This is a genomic window from Williamsia sterculiae (assembly GCF_900156495.1).
GTDB lineage: Bacteria > Actinomycetota > Actinomycetes > Mycobacteriales > Mycobacteriaceae > Williamsia_B > Williamsia_B sterculiae.
The window spans coordinates 39,698-64,528 of sequence record NZ_FTNT01000013.1 but is presented as its reverse complement, the minus strand read 5'-3'; the positions used below and the strand labels follow the sequence as shown (position 1 = coordinate 64,528).

The following is a 24,831-nucleotide window of genomic DNA, read 5'->3' as shown; positions in this document are numbered from 1 at the left end:
GGAGATCACAGCCACGTGAGGAGTCGCCATGTCCGCGCCTGCCGCCAACACCACCCGTAGCGCCCGAGCGCGCGATGAACAGCCACGCAGCGCGGTTGCCGAACGCCTGCTCAACGGCTCCCTCAAACGCTCCTACGACCCGGTGGTCGACCTCGACTGGGACGCGCCGCTCGACGACGACAAGTACTTCCTGCCGCCCGCGCTCATCACCGTCTACGGCACCGACCTGTGGGAGCGGATGAGCGTCGACGAGCGGATCGAGCTGTCCCGGCAGGAGATGTCCAACATCCTGTCCACCGGGATCTGGTTCGAGAACCTGCTCAACCGCGCCCTGCTGCAGAACCTGATGAAGCACGACCCGTCGTCGCCGGAGACCATCTACTCACTCACCGAGATGGGCGATGAGTGCCGACACATGGTCATGTTCGGTAAGGCCATCGAGCGTTGTGGCGCCCGGCCCTATCAGATGGTGTTGTGGCAGCGACTGCTCATGCACACACTCGCCTACCCCATGCGCGGCACCATCCTGTGGATGGCCGCCCTCATCGGGGAGGAGATCTTCGACGCCCTGCAGCGACGCATGCTCGACGATCCGGAACTGCAACCGCTGATGTCGCGACTGATGGCGGTGCACGTGACCGAGGAGGCCCGGCACATCGGCTTCGCCCGCGACGGTGTGCGGCGGCGCCGCCCGATCCGCGGTCGCTGGGAGACGTTTCTCGCCGCCAACCTGCACGGGCTGGCGGGGCCGCTGTTCCAGCGGGTGTTCACCAATCCGCGGATGTACGCGAACGCGGGCCTCGACCCGGTGCGCACCGCCGAGATCGCCCGCGCGAACCCTTGTTTCCGGGAACAGCAGGTCATCGGGTTTGCTTCGCTGGCCGCGTTCCTCGAGGAGAACGGACTGATGACCCGGTTCTCCCGGTGGGGCTGGCGTCGCGGGGGTTTCCTTGCCTGAGGAGGGGTGCGAGCCTGACGGAGTCGTCGGGCCTCATGAGGCTGTCGCGGATGTCGCCGTCCTGGGCGGCGGCACCCGCGATCGTGCTCGGATGATCAGCCGGATCGCGCGAAGCAGGCTGTCCCCGACCATCCTCGACGTCGATGCCGGTGACGCCGTCCTCGATGCGGCCGACGACTGCTGGACCCTCGACGACGGACGCCGCGCCCATCTGCTGATCAGGATGCGGCGCGGTGCCGACGACAGCTACCTCGGTGTGGTCGACCACCGCAGACCCAACGAGTTCACCCTCGGTCTCGAAGGTGCGGATATGCGACTGGTCGCCGACCATCTGGCCGCCGCGGTCGAGGCGTTCACGGTGTCCGGCGCGTCGCGGATCACGCTGCGCGCACCCGTGCAACGCGCCTGGTGCCGGCGTCGGAACCGCGATTCCCGCCGCACGATCCGCCGGCTGCGCGCGTTCGACGAGAACCTCTACGTGCTCAACGGCCCCGAGAACCCCGACGACGAGGTGATCGACCGCGAGCTCACCATCCGCTGCGGAGACCAGTCGGCGGCGGCCCGAGTGCGTCTCGCGGCGCATCTCGATCCCCTCGACGGCAAGCAGCACTGGGTGGGCACCGCCTACGGGGAGCAGGTCCGCGCCTGGAAGGACGGTCGGGCCACAGAGGTGCTGATCGGCGACGATCCCCACCGCGTCGCGGCGCGGTTGGCCGAGGTCACGCCGTGGGGGCATGTCCGGGTGGTCGGGGTGGGTCCGCTCCCGTTCCCGACGTCCGACGACGACGAGTCGTCGGACGTGGCCGTCGTCAGCTGAGCCAGTTCAGCTGATCGCGCAGCAGCGCGAAACCCACGAAGGCGACGGTGTCGATGAGCGCGTGCCCGATGATGAGGGGCCACAGTCGGGACGTGCGTTGGAAGAAGCGGCCGTAGACCAACCCCATCAGCAGGTTCCCGACCCCACCGCCGACGCCCTGATACAGGTGGTAACTGCCGCGTAGCACCGCGGAGGCCACCAGCGACGAGTTCTCCCGCCACCCCAGCTGTCGCAGCCGGGTGACCAGGTATCCGACCACCAGCACCTCTTCGGCGGCCGCGTTCGCCCAGGCCGACACCACCAACACGGGCAGCCGCCACCAGGTGTCGGTCAGTGCACTGGGGACCACGTCGGCGTTCACCCCCAGCGACCGGGCGATCACGTACAGCCCCAGCCCGGGCAACCCGATCACCGCCGCGGCCACCACACCCCACCCGACGTCGGATCGGCGGAGACGATCCAGACCCACCCGGTGCAGGGATACCCCGGACCGCCAGATCAGGTAACCGGCCAGTGCGGCGATGGCGAACAGCCGCACCGCGCCCAGCAACTGACGGATCAGGTCGATGAGATCGAGGGTGGACTGCGATGTGTTCAGCGCGACCGTCTGACCGCCGATGCCGCCGCGCTGGAGTTCGGCTTCGATGAGCGACAGCACCGACGAGATGCCGGACATGCCGAAGGTGAGCAGCAGGACCACGACGATCTCGACATGCGCCGCGCGACGTTCTCGTGGGTCGCTCAGCACCTCGATGTCGGCCGGAGGATGCGGACGGATCAACCGACCGAGCCGACCACCGTCCACCCCGCGCAGGGTAGTCGTCTCCGGTGGGATGCGCCGGTATCGGCAGTGTGCGGGAACCGCCGGTACCGGCGGGGCTCAGCCGGCGCCGGGCAGACTGTTGAGGAAGGGACAGCCGACCAGCGCCCGTAGGGCTCGCGACAACCCGGCGACGTCGTCGACCGGTCGCGAGAAGGGCAGTCGCACATCGGCGTCACCGTCGCCGCCCTCCACGCGCAAGCGGATCCCGTACCGGTCGATGCCCAGCGGGCGCAGTCGCCCCTGTCGCAGATTCTCCGGCAGATGCCGGGCCAACTGTCCGACGAGGTCACCGTGGTCGTTGTCCAGGTGCGACAACCAGTGCGCCTCGAACTCCCAGAACGGATCGGGTCCGACGGCGGTCAGCTCGTCGGCGGGTACCGACGCCGCACCCGACGACGTCGCGATCACCGCGGTGCTGATCTGCAACCGCAGCATCGCGGCGCCGTGGCCGATGTCGAGCAGACCGTCGTGCGGGTGGTCCGCGGCGATCTCGATGGCCAGCTCGCGTTCGAGATCGCCCGGGACCAGGTGCAGCACCCCGTTCAGCCAGATCAGGGACCGCACCCGCTCGCGCAGTGCGATGGGGGCGCAGTCGGCGATCTCGAGTACCGCGGGCACCCCCTGCGCGGAGATCACGTGGGGGTCGGCGAGGTGGCTGGGAACCAGGACGAACGCTTGACCGTCGAAGAGATGGACCATGCTGACAGCCATGGGCTCGGTCGGCCCGCCCGGACCCTCGGCGGCCAGCGTGGCGCCGTCCACGTTCATACACGCGGTCCGGATCGCCTCGGCGTCGGACGGGCGTCCTGCGGTCTGGTGCATGGGCGTTCTCCAGTCGAGATCGTGCGGGTGGACCGGGCGGCGACGACCCACAGTGTAATGAAGGTAATCCTAACCTAAACGTCTCCGCGATGCGCGCGCAACGGGGGAGTCGGACCGATCCGCGGCGGGTTAACCTCGTAATGATGATGGGCAGGCGACGGTGACGGGTCGATCGGCGAGGCGAGGAGGGGTGGCGTGATGACCGCGCAGTCCGTGGCGTTCTTCGGTCCGTCGGGCACGTTCACCGAGATGGCGCTCGACCGTGTGCTCGGCGACCGGCTGCCCGCGCAGTCGGGTCCGGTGATCGCGGTCGACGCCGAGAAGATCACCACCGGCAGCCCCGAGAAGGCTCTCAGCCTGGTGCGGTCCGGTGACGCGGACTACGCATGCGTGCCGATGGAGAGCTCGGTCGAGGGGTCGGTGCCGTCGACGATGGACGCGTTGCCCGTCGGGCCGCGGCTGCAGATCTATGCCGAATGCGTCCTCGACATCGTCTTCACGGTCGCCGCCGCGTCATCGATCCCGGTGGAGTCCGTGCGCACGATCGCCGCGTATCCGGTGGCGGCCCGTCAGGTCCGTCGCAGCGTCGAGGAGCTCTTCCCCGACGCGACGTTCGTGCCGGCCGACTCCAACGCCGCCGCCGCGCAGGACGTCGCCGACGGTCGCGCCGATGCCGCGGTGACCACCGCCCTCGCCGCGGAGATCTCCGGGTTGACCGCCCTGGCCGACGGCGTGGCCGACGCCGCCGATGCCGCGACCCGATTCGTCCTGGTCGGGCGACCCGGCCCGGTGCCACGACGCACCGGGGCCGATCGGACCTCGGTCATCCTCGACCTGCCCAACCAACCGGGGTCGCTGGTCCGCGCGATGTTGCAATTCGCCGACCGCGGTATCGACCTCACCCGGATCGAATCGCGGCCGGCCGCGCAGGCGGGGGAGTACTACTTCTATCTCGACGCGGTGGGTCACATCGACGACGCCGCGGTGGCCGAGGCGTTGGCCGCGCTGCACCGCCAGGCCCGCGACGTCACCTATCTCGGGTCGTGGCCCGCCGAGCGGCCCGGTGGATCACCCCCGCCCGACCACCGGCCGGAGCTCGACTGGCTCGACGCGCTGCGGCGGGGAGGAGAATAGATGCCCACCCTGCATCTCGTCCGGCACGGCGAGACCACGTCCAACGTGATGAAGCGTCTGGACACCCGACTGCCCGGTGCCGGGCTCACCGACTTCGGCATCCGGCAGGCCGTGCGGTTCGCGTTGGAACGGCCGGATGCCGCGCCGGTGGCCTTGATCTGCTCCGAGGCCAGGCGCGCCCGGCAGACCGCCGAACTGATGGGGTCGGTCTGGGACCTCGAGCCGCAGGTGCTCACCGGCATACACGAGATCCAGGTCGGCGACCTGGAGGATCGGATCGACGACAACGCCCACGACCTGTTCGGTGACACCGTCCGGAAGTGGCACACCGGTGACCTCGACGCGGCCCTCGCCGGCGGGGAGAGCCTCGCGCAACTCTTCGCGCGGTACCTGCCGGTGATCGACGACATCGTGGCCAAGTACCTCAGCGGCGACGGCGCGGGTGACGTGTATATGGTCAGCCACGGCGCGGCCATCCGGTTGATCGCCGCCCATCTCACCGAGGTGTCTCCCGAGTTCGCCATCACCCACCATCTACGCAACACCGGCACCGTCGAACTGGGTCTCCGGGACAGCGGTTCGGCGGAGGACGGTTCCGGCGCTCGATGGGAGTTGCTGCGGTGGGGTAGCGACACCGCGCCCTTCACCCCGGAGGAGGGCGACCCGCAGGCCGATCCGATGGGCTGATCGACTCGTGATCAGCCCCAGCCGTGGGCGTGCAGCCAGTCGTCGTCGATCCCGAAGTGGTGCGCGATCTCGTGGACAACGGTGATCGCCACCTCGGCCACCACCTGCTCGGGCGTGTCACACATCGCCAGCAGGGGATCGCGGTAGATGGTGATCGTGTCGGGCAGGATGCCGCCGTAGGTGGTGTCGCGGTCGGTCAGCGCGATGCCGTGGTACAGCCCGAGCAGGTCGGGGACCGACTCGTGGTGCGGTTCCACCAGCACCACCACATTCGACATCGCCGAGGTCAGTTCCTCGGGGATCTGGTCCAGCGCATCCGCCACGAGCGATTCGAAATCCGCGTCCGACATCGGGACCGGCACGATCAGCCGCCTCCGCCACCGCCGCCGACGGGCGCCGGGATCTCCTCGGGGTTGGGCTGGATACCCGACGGCAGCGGCACCGGCGTGGGGTTCACCCGGCCCGGGGGTGCCTCGGGGGCCGGCTGCGGCACCTTGCCGTCGATGAGCAGCGATTGCCTGGCGTCGCCGACCAGGGTGGCGAACCCGCCGTCTTTCGCGGGGAGGCCGATGTAGCAGACCGCGGTGCGACTCCCCGCCGTCCACCCGGTGGCCTCGATGGTGGACCACTGCACGTTCAGCGTGGTCGCCGTGAACTTTTTCCTGCCGCCCAGATACCCCTCGGTGATGGTGGGGCAGGTGGTGGTGAGGTACTCGTTCTGCTGCGCTCGGCTCGGTGCCGGCGCGGGCCCGAACTTCTTGCCCAGATTCACCAGTCCGGTCACCTGGAACGCATGCGGTTCGGCGCAGGAGGCCGGGGCGGTCGGCTGTCGCGACGCCTTGTCGATGCCGACGCAGGTGCCGACGGGCCACTGCAACGACTGATCCTGACCGGCCACCCGGCCCAGGAACTGCGCCAGCGTGTCACCCGGGCCGACCACTTGTAGGCCGCATCGCAACGACCGCTCACCCTCCTGCCACTGTGCCTGGGACGGGTACATCAGCCCCACCGAGAACCGGCCGTTGGGGTCGTACTTGCCGCCGAGGTAACCGTTCACCACCGGCGGGCACTGCTGATCGCGGAACTGGCTGAAGAACTGGGCGCCGGGCCACGGCGCGGTGGAGGAGAACTGCGACCCCGGGTACACGCCGGTGTCCAGCACACCGGCGACCTCGAAGTAGTGCTGGGCGGCGCAGTCCACCTTGGCCGGTTTGCCGGGATCACCGGCCGGCCAGTTCAGGCAGTCACCGGGCACCGAGCGGTTGAACGCGTTGGGTGCGGGTCCGCGTTCGTCGCCGCCGATCCCGGTCTCGTCGACGTTGCCACGATGGTCGAACAGACCGGTGGCCACCGCCACCGCGCCGAAGACGATGGCGCCGACGACAACCGCGGCCAGGATCACCCGCACCGGGTGGGCGAGGATGCGCTGTCGCAGAGACGGGCGGTGGCTCTGCTCGGGGTGGGGCGCCTCGTCCCGGGTGGGGGTCCCGTCGTGGCTGGTTGTTCCGTCGGTGTGAGAGGACATCGGTTGTCATCATGCCTTGCGCGGCCGGTCGCCGGTGGCGGTACCGCCACGCAGTCACCGACGGGTGGTGCCGCCACGGCGGGCATACTCGAGGTATGTCCGATCAGCATGTCGCCGACCAGACGGGCCCCGACAACGGTGCGTCCCCACCGGACCAGGCCCCCGACGAGAGCGATCTGTCCGACCTGGCCGCTCGCCTGTTCGACATGGCCCGTGGTGGGCAGACCGACCAGTTGCGCGCCTACCTCGAGGCCGGGGTGCCCGCGAACCTGACCAACGGTGTCGGCGACACCCTGCTGATGCTCGCCGCGTACCACGGTCATGCCGCGACCGTGCAGGCCCTGCTCGACGTCGGTGCCGAGGTGGACCGGGTGAACGACAAGAACCAGACACCGTTGGCCGGGGCGGTGTTCAAGTCGCACGACGATGTGGTGCGCGCGCTGGTCGCGGCCGGTGCCGATCCCGACGCGGGCACCCCACCCGCGCGGCAGGCGGCGACGATGTTCGGTCGTGACGACTATCGGTCGCTCTGGGACAAGCCGGAGAACTGAGCGCCCGATGACGCCGAGCCTCCGGTCGCTGGTGCCGACGCCGCTGCGCGAACTCGGTTGCGGTGCGACCGGTCCGGCCACGGTGGCGCAGGTGTGGTGGAACTACGTACACCCGCAGGCGTGGTCGACGTGGGCACCGCAGATCCGCCGGGTGGACTACCCGCACCGCACCCTCACCCCCGGTGTGGGCGGCAGTGTGTACGGGCCGTTGTCCGTCCGGGTGTTCTTCGAGGTCGAACGGGTCGACGCCGTCCGGCACACCTGGCAGTGGCGGGTGTGGCTGGTCACCAGGAGACTCGGTATCCGGTTGCGTCACGGCGTCGATTCCGTCGACGGCCACCCGGGATCGCGGGCGTGGGTGACCGTCGAGGCTCCCGCGCCCGTGGTCGCCCCGTACGTGCCGCTCGCGAGCTATGCGTTGCACCGACTGGTCCACCTCACCCGGAGCTGACCGTGGCGCGGCGGCGTCGGTAGGGTTTTGCAGGTGATTGACCTGAAGATCGTGCGCGAGGATCCCGACCTGGTCCGCGCCTCACAGCGCACCCGCGGTGAGGACCCGGCTCTCGTCGATCGGTTGCTCGACGCCGACACCGAACGCCGTTCGGCCATCGCCGAGGCGGACGCACTGCGCGGTGAGCAGAAGGCACTGGGCAAGAAGGTCGGCAAGGCGTCCGGCGACGAGCGCGAGGCCCTGCTGGCCGAGGGCAAGGATCTCGCCGAACGGGTCAAGTCCGCGGTGGCACGTCAGTCGTCGGCCGACGAGGTCATGGGCGCGGCGCACCGGGCCATCAGCAACCTGGTGCAGGCGGGTGCGCCCGCCGGTGGCGAGGACGACTACGTGGTCCTCGAACACGTCGGTGAGCCCACCGACATCCCCGACGCCAAGGACCATCTGGAACTCGGCGAGTCCCTGGGGTTGATCGACATGGAACGTGGTGCCAAGGTCTCGGGGTCGCGGTTCTACTTCCTCACCGGTTACGGCGCGTTGTTGCAGCTCGGGCTGTTGCAACTGGCGACCCAGAAGGCGCTGGCCAACGGTTTCACCATGATGATCCCGCCGGTGCTGGTGCGGCCGGAGGTCATGGCGGGCACCGGATTCCTCGGTGCGCACGCCGACGAGATCTATCATCTCGAGGAGGACGACCTGTACCTGGTCGGCACCTCGGAGGTTCCGCTCGCCGGCTACCACATGAACGAGATCGTCGACCTGTCCGCGGGACCGATGCGGTACGCGGGCTGGTCGAGCTGTTTCCGCCGCGAGGCGGGTAGCTACGGCAAGGACACCCGCGGCATCATCCGGGTGCACCAGTTCGACAAGGTGGAGGCGTTTGTCTACTGCCGTCCCGACGAGGCCGACGCCGAGCACCAGCGACTGCTGGGCTGGGAGAAGGACATGCTCGCCGCCGTCGATGTGCCCTACCGGGTGATCGACACCGCGGGCGGCGATCTCGGTTCGTCGGCGGCCCGCAAGTTCGACTGTGAAGCCTGGGTGCCCACCCAGCAGGCGTACCGCGAGCTGACCTCGACCTCCAACTGCACCACGTTCCAGGCGCGGCGCCTCTCCGTGCGTTATCGCGACGAGAACGGCAAACCGCAGATCGCGGCCACCCTGAACGGCACCCTGGCCACCACCCGCTGGTTGGTCGCCATCCTGGAGAATCACCAGCAGCCCGACGGCAGCGTCCTGTTGCCCGAGGCTCTGCAACCCTTCGTCGGGGTCGAGCGCCTCACCCCGCGCTGACGACGTCGAGCGGGCCGAAATACCCGTCGAGCGGGCCGAAACCCATGCCGAGTGTCGTCAGGCCTGCCGGTCCTCGATGAACACCAGTCCGTTGCCGTCGGGATCGTCGAAGTAGAACATCGGCGGAAAATCTCCCAGGTCTATGACGTCGTCGTTGTGCACGGTCAGGCCGTCGCCGCGTGAACTCAACGCTGGGCGTCGACTTTGATTCTCCGCAGTCGATTGTCTTGACCTCCGCACGCGGTCGGGGTGCAATCCCAACCAGCAGCGATCCACGCCACTCCGGCGACTGCGCAACCGAGGAGGACCACCGTGAGCGACAACGTGTACCGCGTGACCGAGGTGGTGGGTACGTCCACCGAGAGCACCGACGCGGCGATCAGGACCGCCATCGAACGCGCCGCACAGACGGTGAACGGCATCGATTGGTTCGAGGTGACCGAGACGCGCGGCCATGTGGAGAACGGGGCGGTCGCACACTTCCAGGTGACCGTGAAGATCGGGTTCCGCCTCGACGACTGATCGGCCGAGTCGACCGCATCACCGCCGCGGGTGGTGCGTGCCGAGCGAGATCAGGTCCGGTCCGGTGCGCCCGGCGGCTGTTCCGATGCGGGGGGTCCCCCGTCCGGGACCGCCCGCCGGGTGAACGGCCACCACCAGTTCCGTCGCCCGACCATCGCGGCCACTGCGGGAACCGTGACGGTCCGGACGATGAGGGTGTCCAGCAACAGTCCGATACCGATGGTGAAGCCCACCTGCGCGGTGTTGCCGGTCGCCGCGGCGGTCAGCGCCAGCATGGCGATCGCGAACACCGCGCCCGCCGTGGTGATGACGCCACCGGTACTCGTGACCGCTCTGACGATGGCGAGATCGGGTGAACCGCGGAGGCCTCCGGGCGAGTCCCGGGCCTCGTCTCTGACTCGTGACATCAGCAGGACGTTGTAATCGGATCCCACCGCCACGAGGATGATGAACGCCAGCGGCGGCACCGCCCAATGCAGGGGCTGGTGCAGGATGTGTTGCCAGATCAACACGCTCAGACCCAACGCGGCCAAGAACGACACGATGGCCGAACCCACGATGTAGACGGGTATGACCAGGCTCCGAACAAGCAGAGCGATGATCAGGAAAGACAGGATGCACGCGACGATGATGATGTCGGTGAAATCCTTCAGCGACATGTCCCGCAGGTCGCGGTAGACAGGTGTGAGTCCGGTGACGTCGACGGTGGAATTACGCAATTCGGTCTGTCCGAGGGCACGTCGAGCGGTGTCCAAGACCACCTGGCTACGCCGCATGGCGTCGGTGCTGAAGGGATCTCCGGTGTCGGTCACGATGAGGCGGGCCATCCGGCCGTCGGGTGAGATGAACAGCTTGATCGCGGTCTGCAGGTCCGGACGTGACATGGCGAACTGCGGTATGTAGAAGCCACCGTTCGCGCCGGCTTGGGTGTTCGCGCGCAGCTCGGCCAGGTAATCCGCGGCCGTCTTGAGACCATCGCGGATGCGGATGATCTGCGAGGTCGCCAGGTGGACACCACCGTCGAGCTGTTGAGTGCCGTCGGCGAGCCGCTGACCACCCTGCAGGGCGAGACCGGTCCCGTCTTTCAGCTGCCCCAATCCGTCGTCGAGTTGACGCTGACCGGCGAGCAGGGCCTGCGAGCCCGCCGAGGCTGCATCGAGACCGTTGTCCAGCTGTGTCGCACCGTCGAGCAACTCGGCGTTGCCGTCGGCGAGCCGCTGGGTGCCCTGACGCAGCTGGGTGACCTGATCGAGCAGGCTGGGCGCACCGGTGGCGTCGAGGGCCGCGAGCAGGGTGCGGGCGGTCGCGCATATCGGCTGTCGGGCGCAATCCGGGTTGGCGGCGACCTGCGCACGCAGCGCGGCGAGTTGAGCGGCGGGACCGGTGAGGAAGTCGGTGGCGCTGGCGACCCGGTCCGACAGCTCCTTGGACCCGTCCGCCAGTTGCGACGCCCCGTCGCGGATCCGCGAGCTACCGTCCCGTGCTGCGGACAGTCCGTCGGCGAGTCGCTGGTTGCCGTCGACGAGCTGCTGGGAACCGTTGCGTGCCTGACCGGTTCCGTCGTCCAGCCGTTGCAGGCCCGACGACAACGCACCGGCACCGTTGGCGACCTGCGAACCACCGTCGTCGAGACGGTTCAGCTGCGGTTGCGCGGCGGCTATCTCGCGCACGCCCCCGGACAGCCCGTCGGCCACCACGCCGGCCTGATAGCCCAACGAGCTCTCCGGGATCGTCGTACCGAACGGTCGTGAAATAGCTTGTACAGAAACAACATCAGGAAGAACAGAGATGGACTGCGCAACCTTCTCCATGGCGGCGAACGCGCCGGTGGTCCGTAGATCGCGGTCGGAGGAGATGGTCACATATTGCGGAAGCAGGGTGTTGCCCCGGAAGTGTTGTGATACCAGCTGGTAACCCCGATTGCTCTCCGAATCAGCATCCTGGGCCTTGCGTTCGTCATAGCTGAGATGGATGGTCGGAATGGACGCTGCGAGCAGGATCATCAGTCCCAACGACAACGCGGCCGCGCGGCGCGGATGACGCACGGTGGTGACGGCCAGCCAGCGCCAGTACCTGGTGCGACGGCCGGTACGACGCGGTTCCAACATCCCCAGCCAGACCGCCACCTTCATCGACGCCGGGGTGAACGTCAGTGCGGCGAGCAGGGTGATCAGCACACCGATCGCACAGGGCAGGCCCACCGTGCGGAACAACCCGATCTTCGCCACCGACATCCCGGCGCTGGTGAGTGCCACCACGAGGCCGGAGGCCAGGATCACCGGAGCGATCCGCGCGTAGCCGTGTTCGAGCGCGGACTCCGTCGACATCCCGGTGCGACGCGCCTCGTGATAGCGACTGACGAGGAAGATGGCGTAGTCGGTACCCGCGCCCAGCACGATCGCCGACAACAGCGACACCGAGAAGATGGACAGGGGCATACCGGCCACCCCGAGCGCGGCGCACGCGCCGTTGGCCGCGGCCAGGGCGATACCGATGGTCGCGAGCGGTATCACCACCGCGGCCAGCGATCGATAGACCAGCAACAACACCACCAGGATGCAGACCACGGTCAGAGCGGTGACCGCGGGCAGCGACTTCTCGATCCCCGCGAACTCGTCGGAGACCGTGGCCGCCGGACCGGTGGTCGCCACGGACAGACCCGCAGGTCGGCTGCCGCCGTTCGCGATGTCGCGTACCGCGGCGACGGACTTGACCGAGGCGGACGTCCCGGTGTCGCCGGTGAGGCGGACGAGCGCGTAGACGGTGGTGCGATCGGGACTGAGTGCAGCGGCGGCCGCTGCCTTATCGTTCCACAGATCCTGCACCGACTGCACGTGGGAGCTGTCCTGACGCAGCCGCTCGACGAGCGACGTGTAGAAGGCATGATCGGCGTCGTCGAGACCGCGCTGATCGTGTAACACGACATACGCAGTGCCCGACGACGTCGACTCCTGGAACTTCACGCCCATGTTCTGCAACGCCTCCACGGCGGGCGCGTCACGTGGTATGAAATCCGCCGAGCGGGTCGCCGCCACGGTGTGGATCTGCGGCACGGCGATGTTGAGAATCCCGGCCACGACGATCCACACGCCGATGACGAGCAGTGGCCGACGTGAGATCCCGCGCATACACCGAGCAAGCGGACTACGGATCGCCGTCATGGGTGCGAGTCGCTTCTTACTGCTCAAACGTGCGCGCGCCGCCATGTCAACACCCTCCGCTGCCCCACCGATGTGGCCTTGACGACCAGTTGCTAGTAACCGTAACTTAATTCACACCGCGGACGTTTCCGGTAGTCGGTCTGTGCCTTGATACACACCACGTTAAATATCTTTGACGAAGGAGTACGAATGGTTGATGTCGCCATCATTGGAATCGGGTGCCGTTTTCCGGGAGGCATCGTCGATCCGGACAGCTTCTGGGACTTCGTGGTCGACAAGGGCGACGCGGTCACCGAGATCCCCGATTCCCGATGGAACGTCGACCGCTACTACGACGCCGACCCGGACGCCCCGGGCCGCATGTACGTTCGCCACGCATCGTTCGTCGAGGACCCCCTGAGCAGTTTCGACGCCGACTTCTTCGGCATCTCCCGGCGGGAGGCGGCCGGACTCGACCCACAGCAGCGTCGGTTGCTGCAGGTCTCCTGGGACGCTCTCGAGGACGCAGGCGTCACCGGGTCGCTGTCGCGTGACACGGTGGGGACTTTCATCGGTGGGTTCACCAACGACAGCGCGGTGAGCAAGGCGTCGTCGCACGCGATCGATCGCATCGACAACTTCTCCGCGTTCAGCTCGTCGCAGACGTTGCTGGCCAACAGGATCGCTTATGCGTTGGACCTGCGCGGTCCCAGCCTGACCGTGGACACCGCGTGTTCCTCCTCGCTGGTCACCACCCACCTCGGTGTCCGTTCCATCGTCGACGGCGAATGCGACATCGCGCTCGTGGGCGGATGTAACGTGCTCTCCCAGCCCGAGACGTTCATCACCATGTGCAAGGGCCACTTCCTCTCGAAAGACGGGCGCTGCAAGTCCTTCGACGCCTCGGCCGACGGATACGGTCGCGGGGAGGGCACCGGCATCGTGGTGCTCAAGGCGCTCGACGCCGCCCGCCGGGACGGTGATCGTGTGTACGCCGTCATCAAAGGGAGCGGAATCAACCAGGACGGGCGAACTCTCGCGATCCCGGTGCCCAATCCGGACTCACAGCAGGCACTGGCCGAAGCCGTGTGTGCCCAGGGCGGGGTATCACCTGCCGAGGTCGGGTACGTCGAAGCACACGGCACCGGCACCGGTGTCGGGGATCCGTTGGAGGCGACTGCACTCGGCCGCGCCTATGGCACGGCGACGGGACGTCGGTCCCGGCTACGGGTCGGATCGGTCAAGAACAATTTCGGGCACACCGAGGCCGCCGCGGGAGTGGCCGGTCTGATCAAGGCGGTGTGTACGGTGCGTTCCGGGCGGGTGGCACCGCAGGCGTACCTGGAAACCCCCAATCCCGACATCGCTTTCGACGACCTGGGCCTGCACATTCCCCTGGAGCTCGAAGACCTCGACGGACGTCACGCCGCGGTGAACAGTTTCGGGTACGGAGGCACCAACGCCCACGTTCTCATCGAACGCGCACCCGAGCCGACACCCGCACCCCCCGCGCCTGCGGAACGTATCAAGATCATGCCGGTGTCCGCGCGCAGCGAGGACTCGCTCCGCGAGCTCGTCCGATCGTATGGTGCGGCGCTGCGGTCGCCCACGAGTGTCGGTGCCGAGCGTTTCGCCCAAGCGGTCACCGCACGTCGCGCCCATCACCATCTGCGCAAGGCCTTCACCTTCGACGACGACGCCGACCTGATCGAATCCCTCGAGTCCTTCGCCGCGGGCGGGGGCGTGGTCAGCGAACGGACCCTGGTGGAGGGGATCCATGATCCCACGTTCGTCTTCAGCGGGATGGGTCCGCAGTGGTGGGCCATGGGTCGTGCGCTGCTCACCGTTCCCGGACCGTTCCGGGACGGCGCGCAGACCGTGGACGACGAGTTCCGACGCATCGCGGGATGGTCCATCATCGATGAACTGCTACGGGAGGAGAGCGCGTCGCGGGTCACCCGTACCGACATCGCCCAGCCTGCCAACTTCCTGGTACAGGTCGCGTTCGCCGACTATCTGGCGGCACACGGCATCCGTCCGGCCGCCATCGTCGGTCACAGCGTCGGTGAGGTCTCCGCGGCCTACGTCAGTGGTGCTCTGTCGCTGCGCGATGCTTGTCTCGTCGCCCTGCATCGCTCGCGGCAACAGGCCCGCACGGCGGGTACCGGAAGCATGCTCGCGGTCGGGTTGACTCCTGAGGATGCCGAGAAGCAGTGTGCGCGCTTCCCCGGCGAGGTCTCGATCGCGGCGGTGAACGGTGCCGCATCGATCACGCTGGCCGGGACCGACGCGGCAATCGACAAGATCCGCGTCGAGCTGACCGGGAACGGTGTGTTCGCCCGTCAACTCCGTGTCGAGGTGCCCTATCACAGCCATCTGATGGATCCGATACTCGACGACCTCGCCGCCGCGTTGGCGGGTATGGAGCCGCGCACCGCCGGTATTCCGTTGTACTCCACGGTCACCGGCGGCCGGATCGACGGCCGCGAGTTCGCCGATCCGGGCTATTGGCAACGCAACGTGCGGGACACCGTCAGGTTCGCCGATGCCATCGGTGCGATCATCGGGGATCGGTTCCGGGTCTTCGTCGAGGTCGGGCCGCATCCGGTCCTGAGCGGAAACCTGCGTGAGGCGCTGGCGCGACACGAGGTGACCGGTGCGGTGGTGAGCACGCTGAACCGGGACAAGAATGCTGCCGAGTCGGCGCGTGACACCGTTGCGCGACTCTACGAGGTGGGCGCCACCGCCGTACCCGGTGATGCCGAAGCGCTGGCACGGCAGCATGTTCCGTGGATGCCGCTGCCTCGGTACCCGTGGTCGGACGCCGAGGTGTGGCACGAGGAGCCTCAGACGCTGGTCAACCGATACGGCGACTCCGACCGGTTCGCTCTGCTCGGTGACCGAACCGACTCCGCCGAATCCCAGTGGGACGTGACTCTCGCGCCGGCGAACCTGCCCTGGCTGCGTCACCACGAGATCGCCGGCGCCGTGGTGATGCCCGGTGCCGGATACATCGACGCCGCGCTGTCCGCGGCCAGGCAACGCTCCAAGCGTGATCAGTGTGGAGTGGACGGACTGGCCTTCGTCGCACCACTCGTGGTGGGTGATCACGACGTTCCCACCATGCGCGTTGCGGTGGAGCCGGCCTCCCGGCGGTTGTCGGTCCGCGCTCGCAGCGGCGGTGGGAACCTGTGGACGCAGCACGCGTTCGGTCACCTCGTGGAGATGGACACCGGTACGTTCTCCGTGACGATCCCCGAGACACGCTCCGAGGACACGGTGTTCAGCGGCGACGACATCTATTCCGTCATGGACGGGTTGGGGCTGAACTACGGGCCGATCTTCCGTCGCATCCGATCCGCGCGCGTGTCGGAGGACACCTGTGTGGCGCAGCTGGACGCCGCCGGTATCGCGGGCCCGGACGCCACACCCAAATCGCCGCACGTGGTGCATCCCGCCCTCACCGATGCCGTGCTGCAGTGTGCGGCGGTGGCACTCGCCCTGAATCCCGACGCCGATCGCCGCCACGCGGTGGCGCACATCCCCGCGGCGGTGGAGCGCGTGCGGTACTTCGGCCCGGTGCCCGCCGAACCCGTGGGGATCGTGAAGGTGGTGTCGCTGCATCCGTTGCGGGTGGACGCCTTCCTGACCGACGACCAGGGCGAGGTCGCGTTGGCCTTGCACGGAGTCGAGTTGGCACCGGTGGGTGCCGCTCGTGAACCACTGGAAGCGATGGCTCCGGTGTTCTACGAACGCCGATGGGAGGACCTGCCTCGGCTCGCCGACGAACAGGCATCCGATGCGGCCGCGGTCAATTCCCCGATCAACGCGATCGTGGAGATCGGTGGAACCGAGCCCGACGTCGTCGCAGTGGTCTCGGGAGTCTATCCCTCGGCGTTGCGGATGCGCGTCGACGGTGACGCCGGTGACGAGCAGCAGCTCGAGCAGCTGCGCGCGCGATTGGCGGCCCGTCGCAGCGGTGATGGCCATCTGCGGGTGGCCGTCGTCGTGGGTCGGGGCAGTTCGCCGACCGACGTGACCTATCGACTGGTCTCCTTGGCGCGCGTCGTTCGACGGGCTGTCACCGACGAGTCCGTCGACGATCTGGTCGGCCAAGGTGTTCGGGTGGTGGTCCTCACGCGGCGGGGCATCATGGGGCCCGGTGACACGCGCGTCGATCTCGCGCACTCCGCCGTGGTCGGTGCTCGTCGCACCATCGCCAACGAGGACGCGCCGATCCAATGGTCGCTGGTGGACACCGACGAGACGGTGGCCCGTGCGGTGCTGTCCGACGAACTGACGCGAGCGACCACCGCGGAGTTCGACGAGGTGCGACTGCGCGGCGCCACCCGCTCGGCCGAGCAACTCGTGGGTTCGTTGCCCGAATTGACCGCGCCCCTGCGCGAACCCGTGCAGCTGGCCAGTCCCGACGACCCGTATGAGGTGGTGTTGCCGCGCACCCGGCTGTTCCGCGACATCGCGTTGCGCGCCTGTGAACGCCACCAACCAGGACCGCGCGAAGTGGAGGTCCGCATCGACACGCTCGGCCTGAACTACAAGGACGCCATCAAGATCCTCGGCATTCTCAACGAGCGGCATCTCGACGGCACCTACTTCGGCACCACACCGGGTATGGAAGCCTACGGCGAGGTCACCCGTATCGGTGATGAGGTGACCGACATCGCCGTCGGAGACGTGATCGCGGTATCGGTGCGCGGCATGATGCGGCGTTACGCCACCATCGACCTCGACGGGGGCGGCGCGTGGGCGTCGGTGTCCCGCAGTGCACTCGACGATTCCGGTGCCTCTTTCGACCCGCTGTGTATCGGGTCAGGCCTCCCCTTCCTGACCGCGTTCTACGCGTTCCGCACCCTCATCAATCTGGAGGCCGGTGAGTCCGTGCTGATCCACGGCGCCGCCGGCGGTATGGGTATGGCCGCCGTTCAGGTCGCTGCCAGCATGGGAGCCACCGTCTACGCCACCGCGAGCAGTGCGGAACGACGCGCTGCCGCTCGCGAGCTGGGCGCGTCGCACACCTTCGACTCGCGTTCCTCGAGCTTCGTCGACGAGATCCTGCGCCAGACGGACGGCAAGGGCGTCGACGTCGTCTACAACTCGATGCCCGGTGAGGTGATCGCCCAGAATTTCGCCGTGGCGGCCGAGTTCGCCCGCGTCGTCGAAATCGGCAAGGCGGACATCTACTTCGGTGGCTCCGTGGACCTTCGGCCGTTCGACAAGAACCTCGCGTTCTATTCGATCGACATGGACCGGTTGCTGAAGCTCCGTCCGAAGCGATTCCGTGGTCTGATGCGGGAGGCGGTCGAGGTACTCGCCCAGGGAACCATCAAACCGCTCCCGTACACCCGATTCCCCATCACCGACCTGACCGGGGCATTCGAATCCGTACTGCGTGGAGCGCATCTGGGCAGAATCGTCGTGGACCTGCGCTCCGACGCCCCCGAGGTGCTGCCACAGCAACCGCCGTCGGCGCCGGTGCACTCTGACGCCACCTATCTCGTGACCGGTGGGTACGGGGCATTCGGCATGGCCACCGCTCGGGCGCTCGCCCAACGTGGAGCGACTCGGATCGTACTGGTGGGCCGCAGTGGGGTGACCGACGACACCGTCCGCAACCAGGTTGAGGCATTCGCGGCCCGGGGTGTCGAAGTACTCTGCGAGCGTGCCGACATCAGCGATCCCGCAGCGGTCGGGGTACTGCTCGACGCGATCGAGGAACCTGCGCGGCCGCTCAAGGGGATCTTCCACACCGCGGGCGTCATCAACGACCAACCGCTGGCGGAGATCACCCAGCAGGGTCTGGAGACGGTGATGCGGCCCAAACTGGGTGGTGCGCTGGCCCTGCACGATGCGACCGTGGCTCGGAACGTGTCCCTGGATGTCTTCGTCCTCTACTCGTCGATCAGTGCCATCACCGGGACCGTTCCGCAGACCGCGTACGCCTCGGCCAACACCGCGCTGGACGCCTTCGCCGCTTGGCGCCGGTCACAGGGTCTCGCCGCGGTCTCCGTGAACTGGGGCGCGATGAGCGGGGGCGGGATGGCCCAGAACTCCGAGGTGGTCCGGAAGTATCTGGAGTACCTCGGGTTCGGCACCATCGACCTCGACGATGCGGTCGACTTCTTCTTCGAGGCGTCGCGATTCGGATTCGCCAATCCCGTGATCGCCGAGGTGAACTGGTCGACCTGGCGCACGACCAACACGTCGGCGGCGTTGAGCCGACGCTTCGCGCAGGTCGCCGACGCCCCGTCGGAGTCCTCCCAGGTCGCCGCCGCACGTGCGGCAATCCTCAACCTTCCACCCGACGAACGGGTTCCGGCAGCCGTCACCATGATCACCGAGCAATTGTCCGAAGTCCTCGGCGTCCCGCCGGACAAGATCGATACACGCGGACCCATCGCCGACCTGGGCATCGACTCCGTGATGGGCGTCGAACTGGGGACCCGTATCCAGAAGCAGTTGGACGTCCCGGTCAGCATGTTCCAGTTCACCGGGGATCTCACGATCGACGCCATCGGAGCCCGCGCGGTGAAGATGCTGACGCAGGACGGAAACGACGAATGACCGCTCGACAGGACTCGACGACGGCGCCCGCAGCGATCGACAAGTGGTGGTGGCCCGCCGGGGCATACCGCGCCGACCACCCGTCGGTGTTCTTCTTCAGCGGCGCCGGGGTCGACCAGGCCTGGGCGGCAAATCCGCTCATCCCGCTGGTCAAGGGCTTCAACTTCGGTGTGTGGCGGATGCCCGGGCGTGCCACACGGATCAACGAACCGGCTCCCGTGGACATGCCTGCCTTGGCCGACGAGATCGCTCGGTCGATCGTGGCCATCAAGGCGGTACGGCCGGTGTTGTGCGGGCACAGCTACGGGGGCCTCGTCGCTTTCATGGGCAGCACGGCGTTGGAGCGTCTGGGCCACAGCGCCGGGCGGTTCGTACCCGTTGCCGCGGCGTGTCCGCGCGAGTGGCAGCTGGGCGGTCTGTACACGCGGTTCCGTGGTGGGCCGGCGAAGTACGCCGCCTATCGACTGGAGCGCGCCGCGGAACGGGGTGAACTGCCACCGGAGTTGGCCGGTGCCACCGAGGACATGGTCCTACGTCGTAATCTGGTGACGGACTTCGCCCTCGGGTTGAGCGTGACCAAGTTGCCAACCCTGCGGAGCACCCCCACCACCGACATCTCCACCTCGACCGACGAACAACTGCTGATCAAGAGTCCGACCCGATGGAAGCGCCACACCAAGGCAGAGTTCGATTCGATCGTGACGACCGGTAGTCATCTGTTCTATCAGGATCGACCGGACATAGCGATCAACGTGCTGCAGAACGAGTCACGCATCGCTTTCGACGGCGACTTCTAGCGGTCGTCGCCGACCTCGAGGCAGTTGTCCGTTCGGCACAGGCGATCCAGGTGCCACCCGCATCAGGCCGCCGACCGCGGCCAGTGCCGGTGTTCGGCGTCGATGACGAAGTCGTGGGTGTGCCGCCAGTGTCCCGCACTCGTCGACTCGGCGCCGACGAGATGACCGGGCCCGGCGTCGGAGGTGTGTACATGCGGCAGCGCGGATGGGTCACTGCGGGGCCAACACCGCGCCGCCACCACCGTTCCGACCACGGTGAGACACAGCAGGATGCTCCAGGTCAGCGGATAACCGGCACCGGTGGCGACCCACCCGGCAATCGGATAGCCGACCAGCCAGCAGGCATGTGACAACGAGAACTGTGCGGCGAACACCGCGGCGCGGTCGGTGTCGGCGCTCGATCGGCGCAGCACCCGACCCGTCGGTGTGAGCACGAGCCCGGTGCCCGCGCCGACGATCATCCAGATCACCGCGACGGCGGGCCACCGCCACGTGCCCGCCGTCGCGGTCGACAACCCCACGGCGGCGATCGCGGCAGTCGTCAGCACCGCGCAGCCGGTCAGCATGACCCCACGGTCACCGGCCCGGTCGACGACGCGTGGTACGAGGACCGCAGCGATGATCACCCCGATGCCGTTGCAGGCCAACAGCAGAGCGACGTCCGACGACGAGCCGCCCAACGTCTGCCGCACATAGGTCACGGTGTCGACCAGCACGATGGATCCCACCGCGGCGACGGCGAGGTCGGTTCCCAACAGACCCCGTAACCGTGGTGTGGCGAGGAAGATACGAAGGCCCGCAACGGTCCGCTCGACGGCGCCATCACGTCGGCTCGGAGTGGCGTCGGGAATCCGACTGGTCACGACCATCACCGCCGACATGGCGAATCCCACTGCGGTGCCGACGAACAACCAGTGAAAGCTCACCACACTGACCACCAGTGCCGCCAGCAACGGCGACAACAGGGTCTCCATCGTCGATGCCAGTTGTGAATACGAGAGCGCCCGGGTGTACTGCCCCTCGTCGGGTAGCAGGTCGGGCAGGACAGCCTGGAACGTCGGCGTGAACGCGGCCGACGCCGACTGCAACACCACCACGAGCGCGTACACCTGCCACACCTCGGTGACGAACGGCAACAGCACCACGACGCCCAGTCGGACCAGGTCCAGGCCCACCAGCAGCAACCGGCGGGGTACCCGGTCGGCGTGCGCCGCAACGACGGGCGCCACCACCACATAGGTCACCATCTTCAGTGCGAGTGCGGTACCCAGCACCGCTGCGGCGCGGCCGGCCGCCAGCTCGTAGGCGAGCAATCCCAGCGCCACCGTGGCCAATCCGGTCCCGAACAGGGCGACCACCTGAGCTGCGAACAGATGTCGGTAGTCCCGGACGCCGAACAATGAGGACACCGGTCAGCCGATCTCGCGGACGGTGTCGCCGCGATGGTGTGCCGGAACCCCGGGCCCGGCGTGCTCTGCGTTGTGCACGGTCTCGATCACCAGTCGTCGGATGTGTGCGTTCTCCAGGCGGTAGTAGATGCTGGTGCCCTCGCGTCGGGTGGTCACCATGCGCGACATGCGGAGCTTGGCCAGATGTTGCGACACCGACGAGGCCGACTTCCCGATGCGCTCGGCGAGGTCGTTGACCGACATTTCCTCGTCGGTCAGAGCCCACAACAACCGGACACGTGTGGGATCGGCGAGCATGCGCAACACCTCGACGACCAACGCGACCTGATCGTCGGCCAGGTCGCGGCTTCCGTGGGTATCTGCGCACATATGCAGATACTAAGGCTGGCGATGTGGTGGATCAAGGCCCGGAGACGGATGACGCCAGGGGACCACCAGGCAATATCGCGTCGCGTCGATCCGCCCGGCCATAATCGTCCGATGATCATCGGTGTGCTGGCCGCGGTGTTCGCGAGCCTCGCGTACGGCGTGTCCTCGGTACTCCAGGCGTACGGCGCCCGACAGTCTCACGACCGTGCGGTGGAACGAGGCGAAACCGGCATCGCCACCGACACCGGTGGTCCCACACTGAGGTCGACGGTGCTGGCCATGCTCACGGTCGCCTTCATCGTCGGCACCGTCCTGGACGTCGGCGGGTTCGTCGGCAGCGCGATCTCCGCCCGCCTGGTGCCGCTGTTCCTGTCCCAGACGGTGGTCAGCGCCAATCTGATCGTCACCGCGATCCTGGGCATCGTGGTGCTCGGCATCCGGCTCCACATGAGGGACTGGATCGCCATCGCGGTGGTCATCGGTGCGCTGTGCGCGCTCGGTCTCGCCGCCAAGGAGGACCCGCACGCCGGCGAGACGTGGGCGTTCCACTGGGGTCTGCTGGCGGCCACGGTGGTGCTGTTCGCGGCGTCGCTGGGGCTGATCCGCTGGCTCGGGTCACGTGCGGCGGTCGCGGCCGGACTGTGCGCGGGTGTGCTCTTCGGTGCGGTCGCCATCGCGGTACGTGTCCTCGACGGTTTCGACCCGTTCGACCCGGTGACCATCCTGACCGACCCGGCGATGTACGCGCTCGCACTGTCGGGTGTCGGGGGTTTCTACCTGCACACCGTCGCGTTGCAACTCGGCTCGGTCAACGGTGCCACCGCGGCGTTGGTGGTCGGCGAGACCGTGGTGCCCGGGGTGATCGGGGTGGTCCTGCTCGGTGACAAGACCCAGCCGGGGTTGGCGTGGCTGGCCGTGCTCGGCTTCGTCGCGGCGGTCTGCGGTGCGGTGGCGGTGGCCTGGTCGGGTGCGGCGGAGGCCAGTGCCCCTACCCAGTCCGATGACACCCCGGCGGCGTCGCGAGGCTGACAACGCCTCAGCGCACGTCGAGTGCGATGATCGCCGCCTGCACCCGCGAGGTGATCTGGAGTTTGGCCAGCACCCGTGACACATGGGTCTTGACGGTGGTCTCACTGATGAACAGTCGCGCCGCGATGTCGGCGTTGGAGAGCCCGGATCCCAGGCAGTCCAACACCTCCCGCTCGCGGTCGGTCAGCGTTCGGACCTCAGGATGTCGCTCGGTGGGATGTCGCCCCGTGGGTTGGCGATCGGTGGTTTGGCGATCGGCGGGGCCATGCGCACGGGCGTCGGTCACCGGGGTACGGAACGCACCGACCACCCGACCGACCACATCGGGTGCCAGCACCGCGTCACCACGGGCGACCGCGCGCACCGCATCGATCATCTCGTCCGCACTCGCCGACTTCAGCAGGAAGCCCGCCGCACCGGCCCGCAGCGCGCCGAACAGGTACTCATCGATGTCAAAGGTGGTGAGCACCAACACCTGCGTGATGTGGCCGCCCGCCAGCGTCTCGGTGGCCTCGATGCCGTCGGTACCGGGCATCCGCACGTCCATGAGCACCACGTCGGGCCGTAGGTCGGTGGCCAGTGCGACGGCCTGATCCCCGTCGGCGGCCTCACCGACCACCGCGATGTCGTCGTCGGTCTCCAACAGCACGCGCAGTCCGGCCCGTACCGCGGCGTGGTCGTCGGCGATGAGCACCCGAATGGTCACGAGGCGACCTCCGGTCGGGAGTCGGTGGCGTCGCCGAGGGGGAGCCGGGCATGGACTCGCCAGTGGGCGCCGTCGCGCCCGACCACCAGGTCGCCACCCACCGACTCGGCGCGGGTGCGCATGTTGTGCAGGCCGTGACCGCTCACCCGGGGGATCGACTCCGGTGACGGGTTGCTCACCGCCAGCTCCAACCACCCGGCGTCGGTGTTCACCGACACGGTGATGGGTGATCCGGCGGCATGCCGGGTGGCGTTGGTGATCGATTCGGCGAGGATCCGGTAGGCGGCGATGTCCACCACCGCGGGCAACGCGGTGGAATCGCTGTCCAGGGCGATGTGCGTGGTCACCGGGGTTCCCGCGGACCGTGCTCCGGTGATCAGATGATCCAGGCGTCGCAGCGACGCCGACTTCCTGGTCTCCTCGGGCGCGAGCAGATCGATCATCGCCCGCATCTGGGTGAGCGCCTCCAGGCTCTCCACCCGGATCGCCGCGAGCGCGGATTCGGTTGCCGACGACGCGCCGGGGGTGCGCAACGCCGCGGCCGAACGCATCGCGATGGCCGACAGCTGGCCGGCCACCACGTCGTGCAGTTCGCGGGCCAGGCGTTGACGTTCCTCCACCACCGCCTGGGTGCGCTCACTCTCGGCCAGTTCCAGGATGGTCACCGTCCGCTCCCGTTCGCTCTGCGCGGCCTTGCGGTGCTCCCGGACGGCCTGGGCGTAGGCGATCGGTGACCCCGCGACCGCGAGCATCCAGAGCGCGGTCAGGAACACCGTCCGCCACTGTGGTGCGGCGATGCCCGCCGCGGTCGGCAGGGCGATGGTCAGCAGGATGGCCTGGCCGTAGGTGGCACGCACCACCCGCGTCGATCCGTAGGTGACCGCGGCATAGACGACGTCGGAGTAGACCAGCCACACCGGGATCGAGGGACCGATGGAGAAGTCGACCCCCAGGACGATCAGCACCCCGACCAGCGCCACCGCGGGATGGGCGCGCCGTACCAGCTGGAACCCGCAGGCCACCACCAGCAGCACCACGCCCGATGCGCGGACACCGATCGTCGGCTGCCACAGGCCGATCTCGTCGAGCCGGTCGACATCGGCGAGTATCAACACGATCCCGACGGCCAGGAACGCCGCGGTGATCACCCCGTCCATGATCCGGACGTCACCGAGGCCGTGCCTGGAGGTGGACGTGCGGGACATGAATCCATCGAAGC

Annotated in this window: 21 protein-coding genes; 11 read left to right on the top strand and 10 right to left on the bottom strand. The window is 68.0% G+C overall.

Annotated elements, in window-relative coordinates:
* Positions 1–28: 28 nt before the first annotated feature.
* Positions 29–958, top strand: a complete 930-nt coding sequence (locus tag BW971_RS18420; protein ID WP_076482535.1) for an AurF N-oxygenase family protein — start codon at positions 29–31, stop codon at positions 956–958.
* Between the two features lie 91 nt (positions 959–1,049).
* On the top strand, positions 1,050–1,775 hold the full coding sequence (locus tag BW971_RS18415) for a DUF4873 domain-containing protein (protein WP_076482534.1): 726 nt from the start codon (positions 1,050–1,052) through the stop codon (positions 1,773–1,775).
* On the opposite strand, the gene BW971_RS18410 is transcribed toward BW971_RS18415, so the two are convergent.
* Positions 1,768–2,580, bottom strand: coding sequence for a CPBP family intramembrane glutamic endopeptidase (locus BW971_RS18410; protein WP_234974481.1), 813 nt, complete (start codon positions 2,578–2,580; stop codon positions 1,768–1,770). The two genes, BW971_RS18415 and BW971_RS18410, sit on opposite strands and share 8 nt — an antisense overlap.
* 75 nt (positions 2,581–2,655) lie before the next feature.
* Positions 2,656–3,420, bottom strand: coding sequence for a DUF2470 domain-containing protein (locus BW971_RS18405; protein ID WP_076482533.1), 765 nt, complete (start codon positions 3,418–3,420; stop codon positions 2,656–2,658).
* Positions 3,421–3,618: 198 nt separating this feature from the next.
* On the opposite strand from BW971_RS18405, the gene pheA reads away from it, so the two are divergent.
* Both pheA and BW971_RS18395 read left to right on the top strand, forming a co-directional pair.
* On the top strand, positions 3,619–4,554 hold the full coding sequence (gene pheA, locus BW971_RS18400; protein WP_076482532.1) for a prephenate dehydratase: 936 nt from the start codon (positions 3,619–3,621) through the stop codon (positions 4,552–4,554).
* Positions 4,555–5,241, top strand: a complete 687-nt coding sequence (locus BW971_RS18395; RefSeq protein ID WP_076482531.1) for a histidine phosphatase family protein — start codon at positions 4,555–4,557, stop codon at positions 5,239–5,241. It begins immediately after the preceding gene.
* 11 nt (positions 5,242–5,252) lie between these two features.
* On the opposite strand, the gene BW971_RS18390 is transcribed toward BW971_RS18395, so the two are convergent.
* Positions 5,253–5,603, bottom strand: coding sequence for a metallopeptidase family protein (locus tag BW971_RS18390; protein ID WP_076482530.1), 351 nt, complete (start codon positions 5,601–5,603; stop codon positions 5,253–5,255).
* A 2-nt stretch (positions 5,604–5,605) separates the two neighbouring features.
* Complete coding sequence (locus BW971_RS18385) at positions 5,606–6,766, bottom strand: septum formation family protein (RefSeq protein ID WP_083710343.1); 1,161 nt, start codon at positions 6,764–6,766, stop codon at positions 5,606–5,608.
* Between the two features lie 95 nt (positions 6,767–6,861).
* Here BW971_RS18385 and BW971_RS18380 point away from each other — a divergent pair, with 95 nt between their 5' ends.
* Genes BW971_RS18380 through serS form a run of 3 tightly spaced genes read left to right on the top strand, consistent with a single transcriptional unit; the run spans position 6,862 to position 9,058 of the window.
* Positions 6,862–7,317, top strand: coding sequence for an ankyrin repeat domain-containing protein (locus tag BW971_RS18380; protein WP_083710341.1), 456 nt, complete (start codon positions 6,862–6,864; stop codon positions 7,315–7,317).
* A gap of 7 nt (positions 7,318–7,324) precedes the next feature.
* Positions 7,325–7,768, top strand: a complete 444-nt coding sequence (locus tag BW971_RS18375) for a hypothetical protein (protein ID WP_083710338.1) — start codon at positions 7,325–7,327, stop codon at positions 7,766–7,768.
* A gap of 33 nt (positions 7,769–7,801) precedes the next feature.
* Positions 7,802–9,058: a serine--tRNA ligase gene (serS, locus tag BW971_RS18370; protein WP_076482529.1), complete on the top strand. Its 1,257-nt coding sequence runs from the start codon at positions 7,802–7,804 to the stop codon at positions 9,056–9,058.
* Positions 9,059–9,115: 57 nt separating this feature from the next.
* Here the strand turns inward: serS and BW971_RS22105 are convergent, their stop codons facing one another.
* On the bottom strand, positions 9,116–9,247 hold the full coding sequence (locus BW971_RS22105; RefSeq protein ID WP_268811138.1) for a VOC family protein: 132 nt from the start codon (positions 9,245–9,247) through the stop codon (positions 9,116–9,118).
* A 123-nt stretch (positions 9,248–9,370) separates the two neighbouring features.
* Here BW971_RS22105 and BW971_RS18365 point away from each other — a divergent pair, with 123 nt between their 5' ends.
* Positions 9,371–9,580: a dodecin gene (locus BW971_RS18365; RefSeq protein ID WP_076482528.1), complete on the top strand. Its 210-nt coding sequence runs from the start codon at positions 9,371–9,373 to the stop codon at positions 9,578–9,580.
* A gap of 50 nt (positions 9,581–9,630) precedes the next feature.
* Here BW971_RS18365 and BW971_RS18360 read toward each other — a convergent pair whose 3' ends face one another.
* Positions 9,631–12,708, bottom strand: a complete 3,078-nt coding sequence (locus BW971_RS18360) for an MMPL/RND family transporter (protein WP_076482527.1) — start codon at positions 12,706–12,708, stop codon at positions 9,631–9,633.
* A gap of 222 nt (positions 12,709–12,930) precedes the next feature.
* Between BW971_RS18360 and BW971_RS18355 the strand changes: the two genes are divergently transcribed.
* Entirely contained in the window at positions 12,931–19,302 is a 6,372-nt protein-coding gene (locus tag BW971_RS18355) for a type I polyketide synthase (protein ID WP_076482526.1), read from the top strand.
* Complete coding sequence (locus tag BW971_RS18350; protein ID WP_083710329.1) at positions 19,299–20,099, top strand: alpha/beta fold hydrolase; 801 nt, start codon at positions 19,299–19,301, stop codon at positions 20,097–20,099. The genes BW971_RS18355 and BW971_RS18350 overlap by 4 nt, the downstream gene beginning before the upstream one ends.
* 62 nt (positions 20,100–20,161) lie before the next feature.
* On the opposite strand, the gene BW971_RS18345 is transcribed toward BW971_RS18350, so the two are convergent.
* Both BW971_RS18345 and BW971_RS18340 read right to left on the bottom strand, forming a co-directional pair.
* Positions 20,162–21,508 (bottom strand): MFS transporter, encoded by a 1,347-nt coding sequence (locus tag BW971_RS18345; protein ID WP_076482525.1) that lies wholly within the window; start codon positions 21,506–21,508, stop codon positions 20,162–20,164.
* Positions 21,509–21,511: 3 nt separating this feature from the next.
* Entirely contained in the window at positions 21,512–21,877 is a 366-nt protein-coding gene (locus BW971_RS18340; RefSeq protein ID WP_076482524.1) for an ArsR/SmtB family transcription factor, read from the bottom strand.
* Between the two features lie 111 nt (positions 21,878–21,988).
* Between BW971_RS18340 and BW971_RS18335 the strand changes: the two genes are divergently transcribed.
* Entirely contained in the window at positions 21,989–22,906 is a 918-nt protein-coding gene (locus BW971_RS18335; protein ID WP_076482523.1) for a hypothetical protein, read from the top strand.
* Between the two features lie 7 nt (positions 22,907–22,913).
* Here BW971_RS18335 and BW971_RS18330 read toward each other — a convergent pair whose 3' ends face one another.
* Together BW971_RS18330 and BW971_RS18325 are read right to left on the bottom strand one after the other, a co-directional pair.
* A complete protein-coding gene (locus tag BW971_RS18330; RefSeq protein WP_076482522.1) occupies positions 22,914–23,612 on the bottom strand; it encodes a response regulator in 699 nt (232 codons plus the stop codon).
* Complete coding sequence (locus BW971_RS18325) at positions 23,609–24,817, bottom strand: sensor histidine kinase (RefSeq protein ID WP_076482521.1); 1,209 nt, start codon at positions 24,815–24,817, stop codon at positions 23,609–23,611. The genes BW971_RS18330 and BW971_RS18325 overlap by 4 nt, the downstream gene beginning before the upstream one ends.
* Positions 24,818–24,831 lie beyond the last annotated feature (14 nt).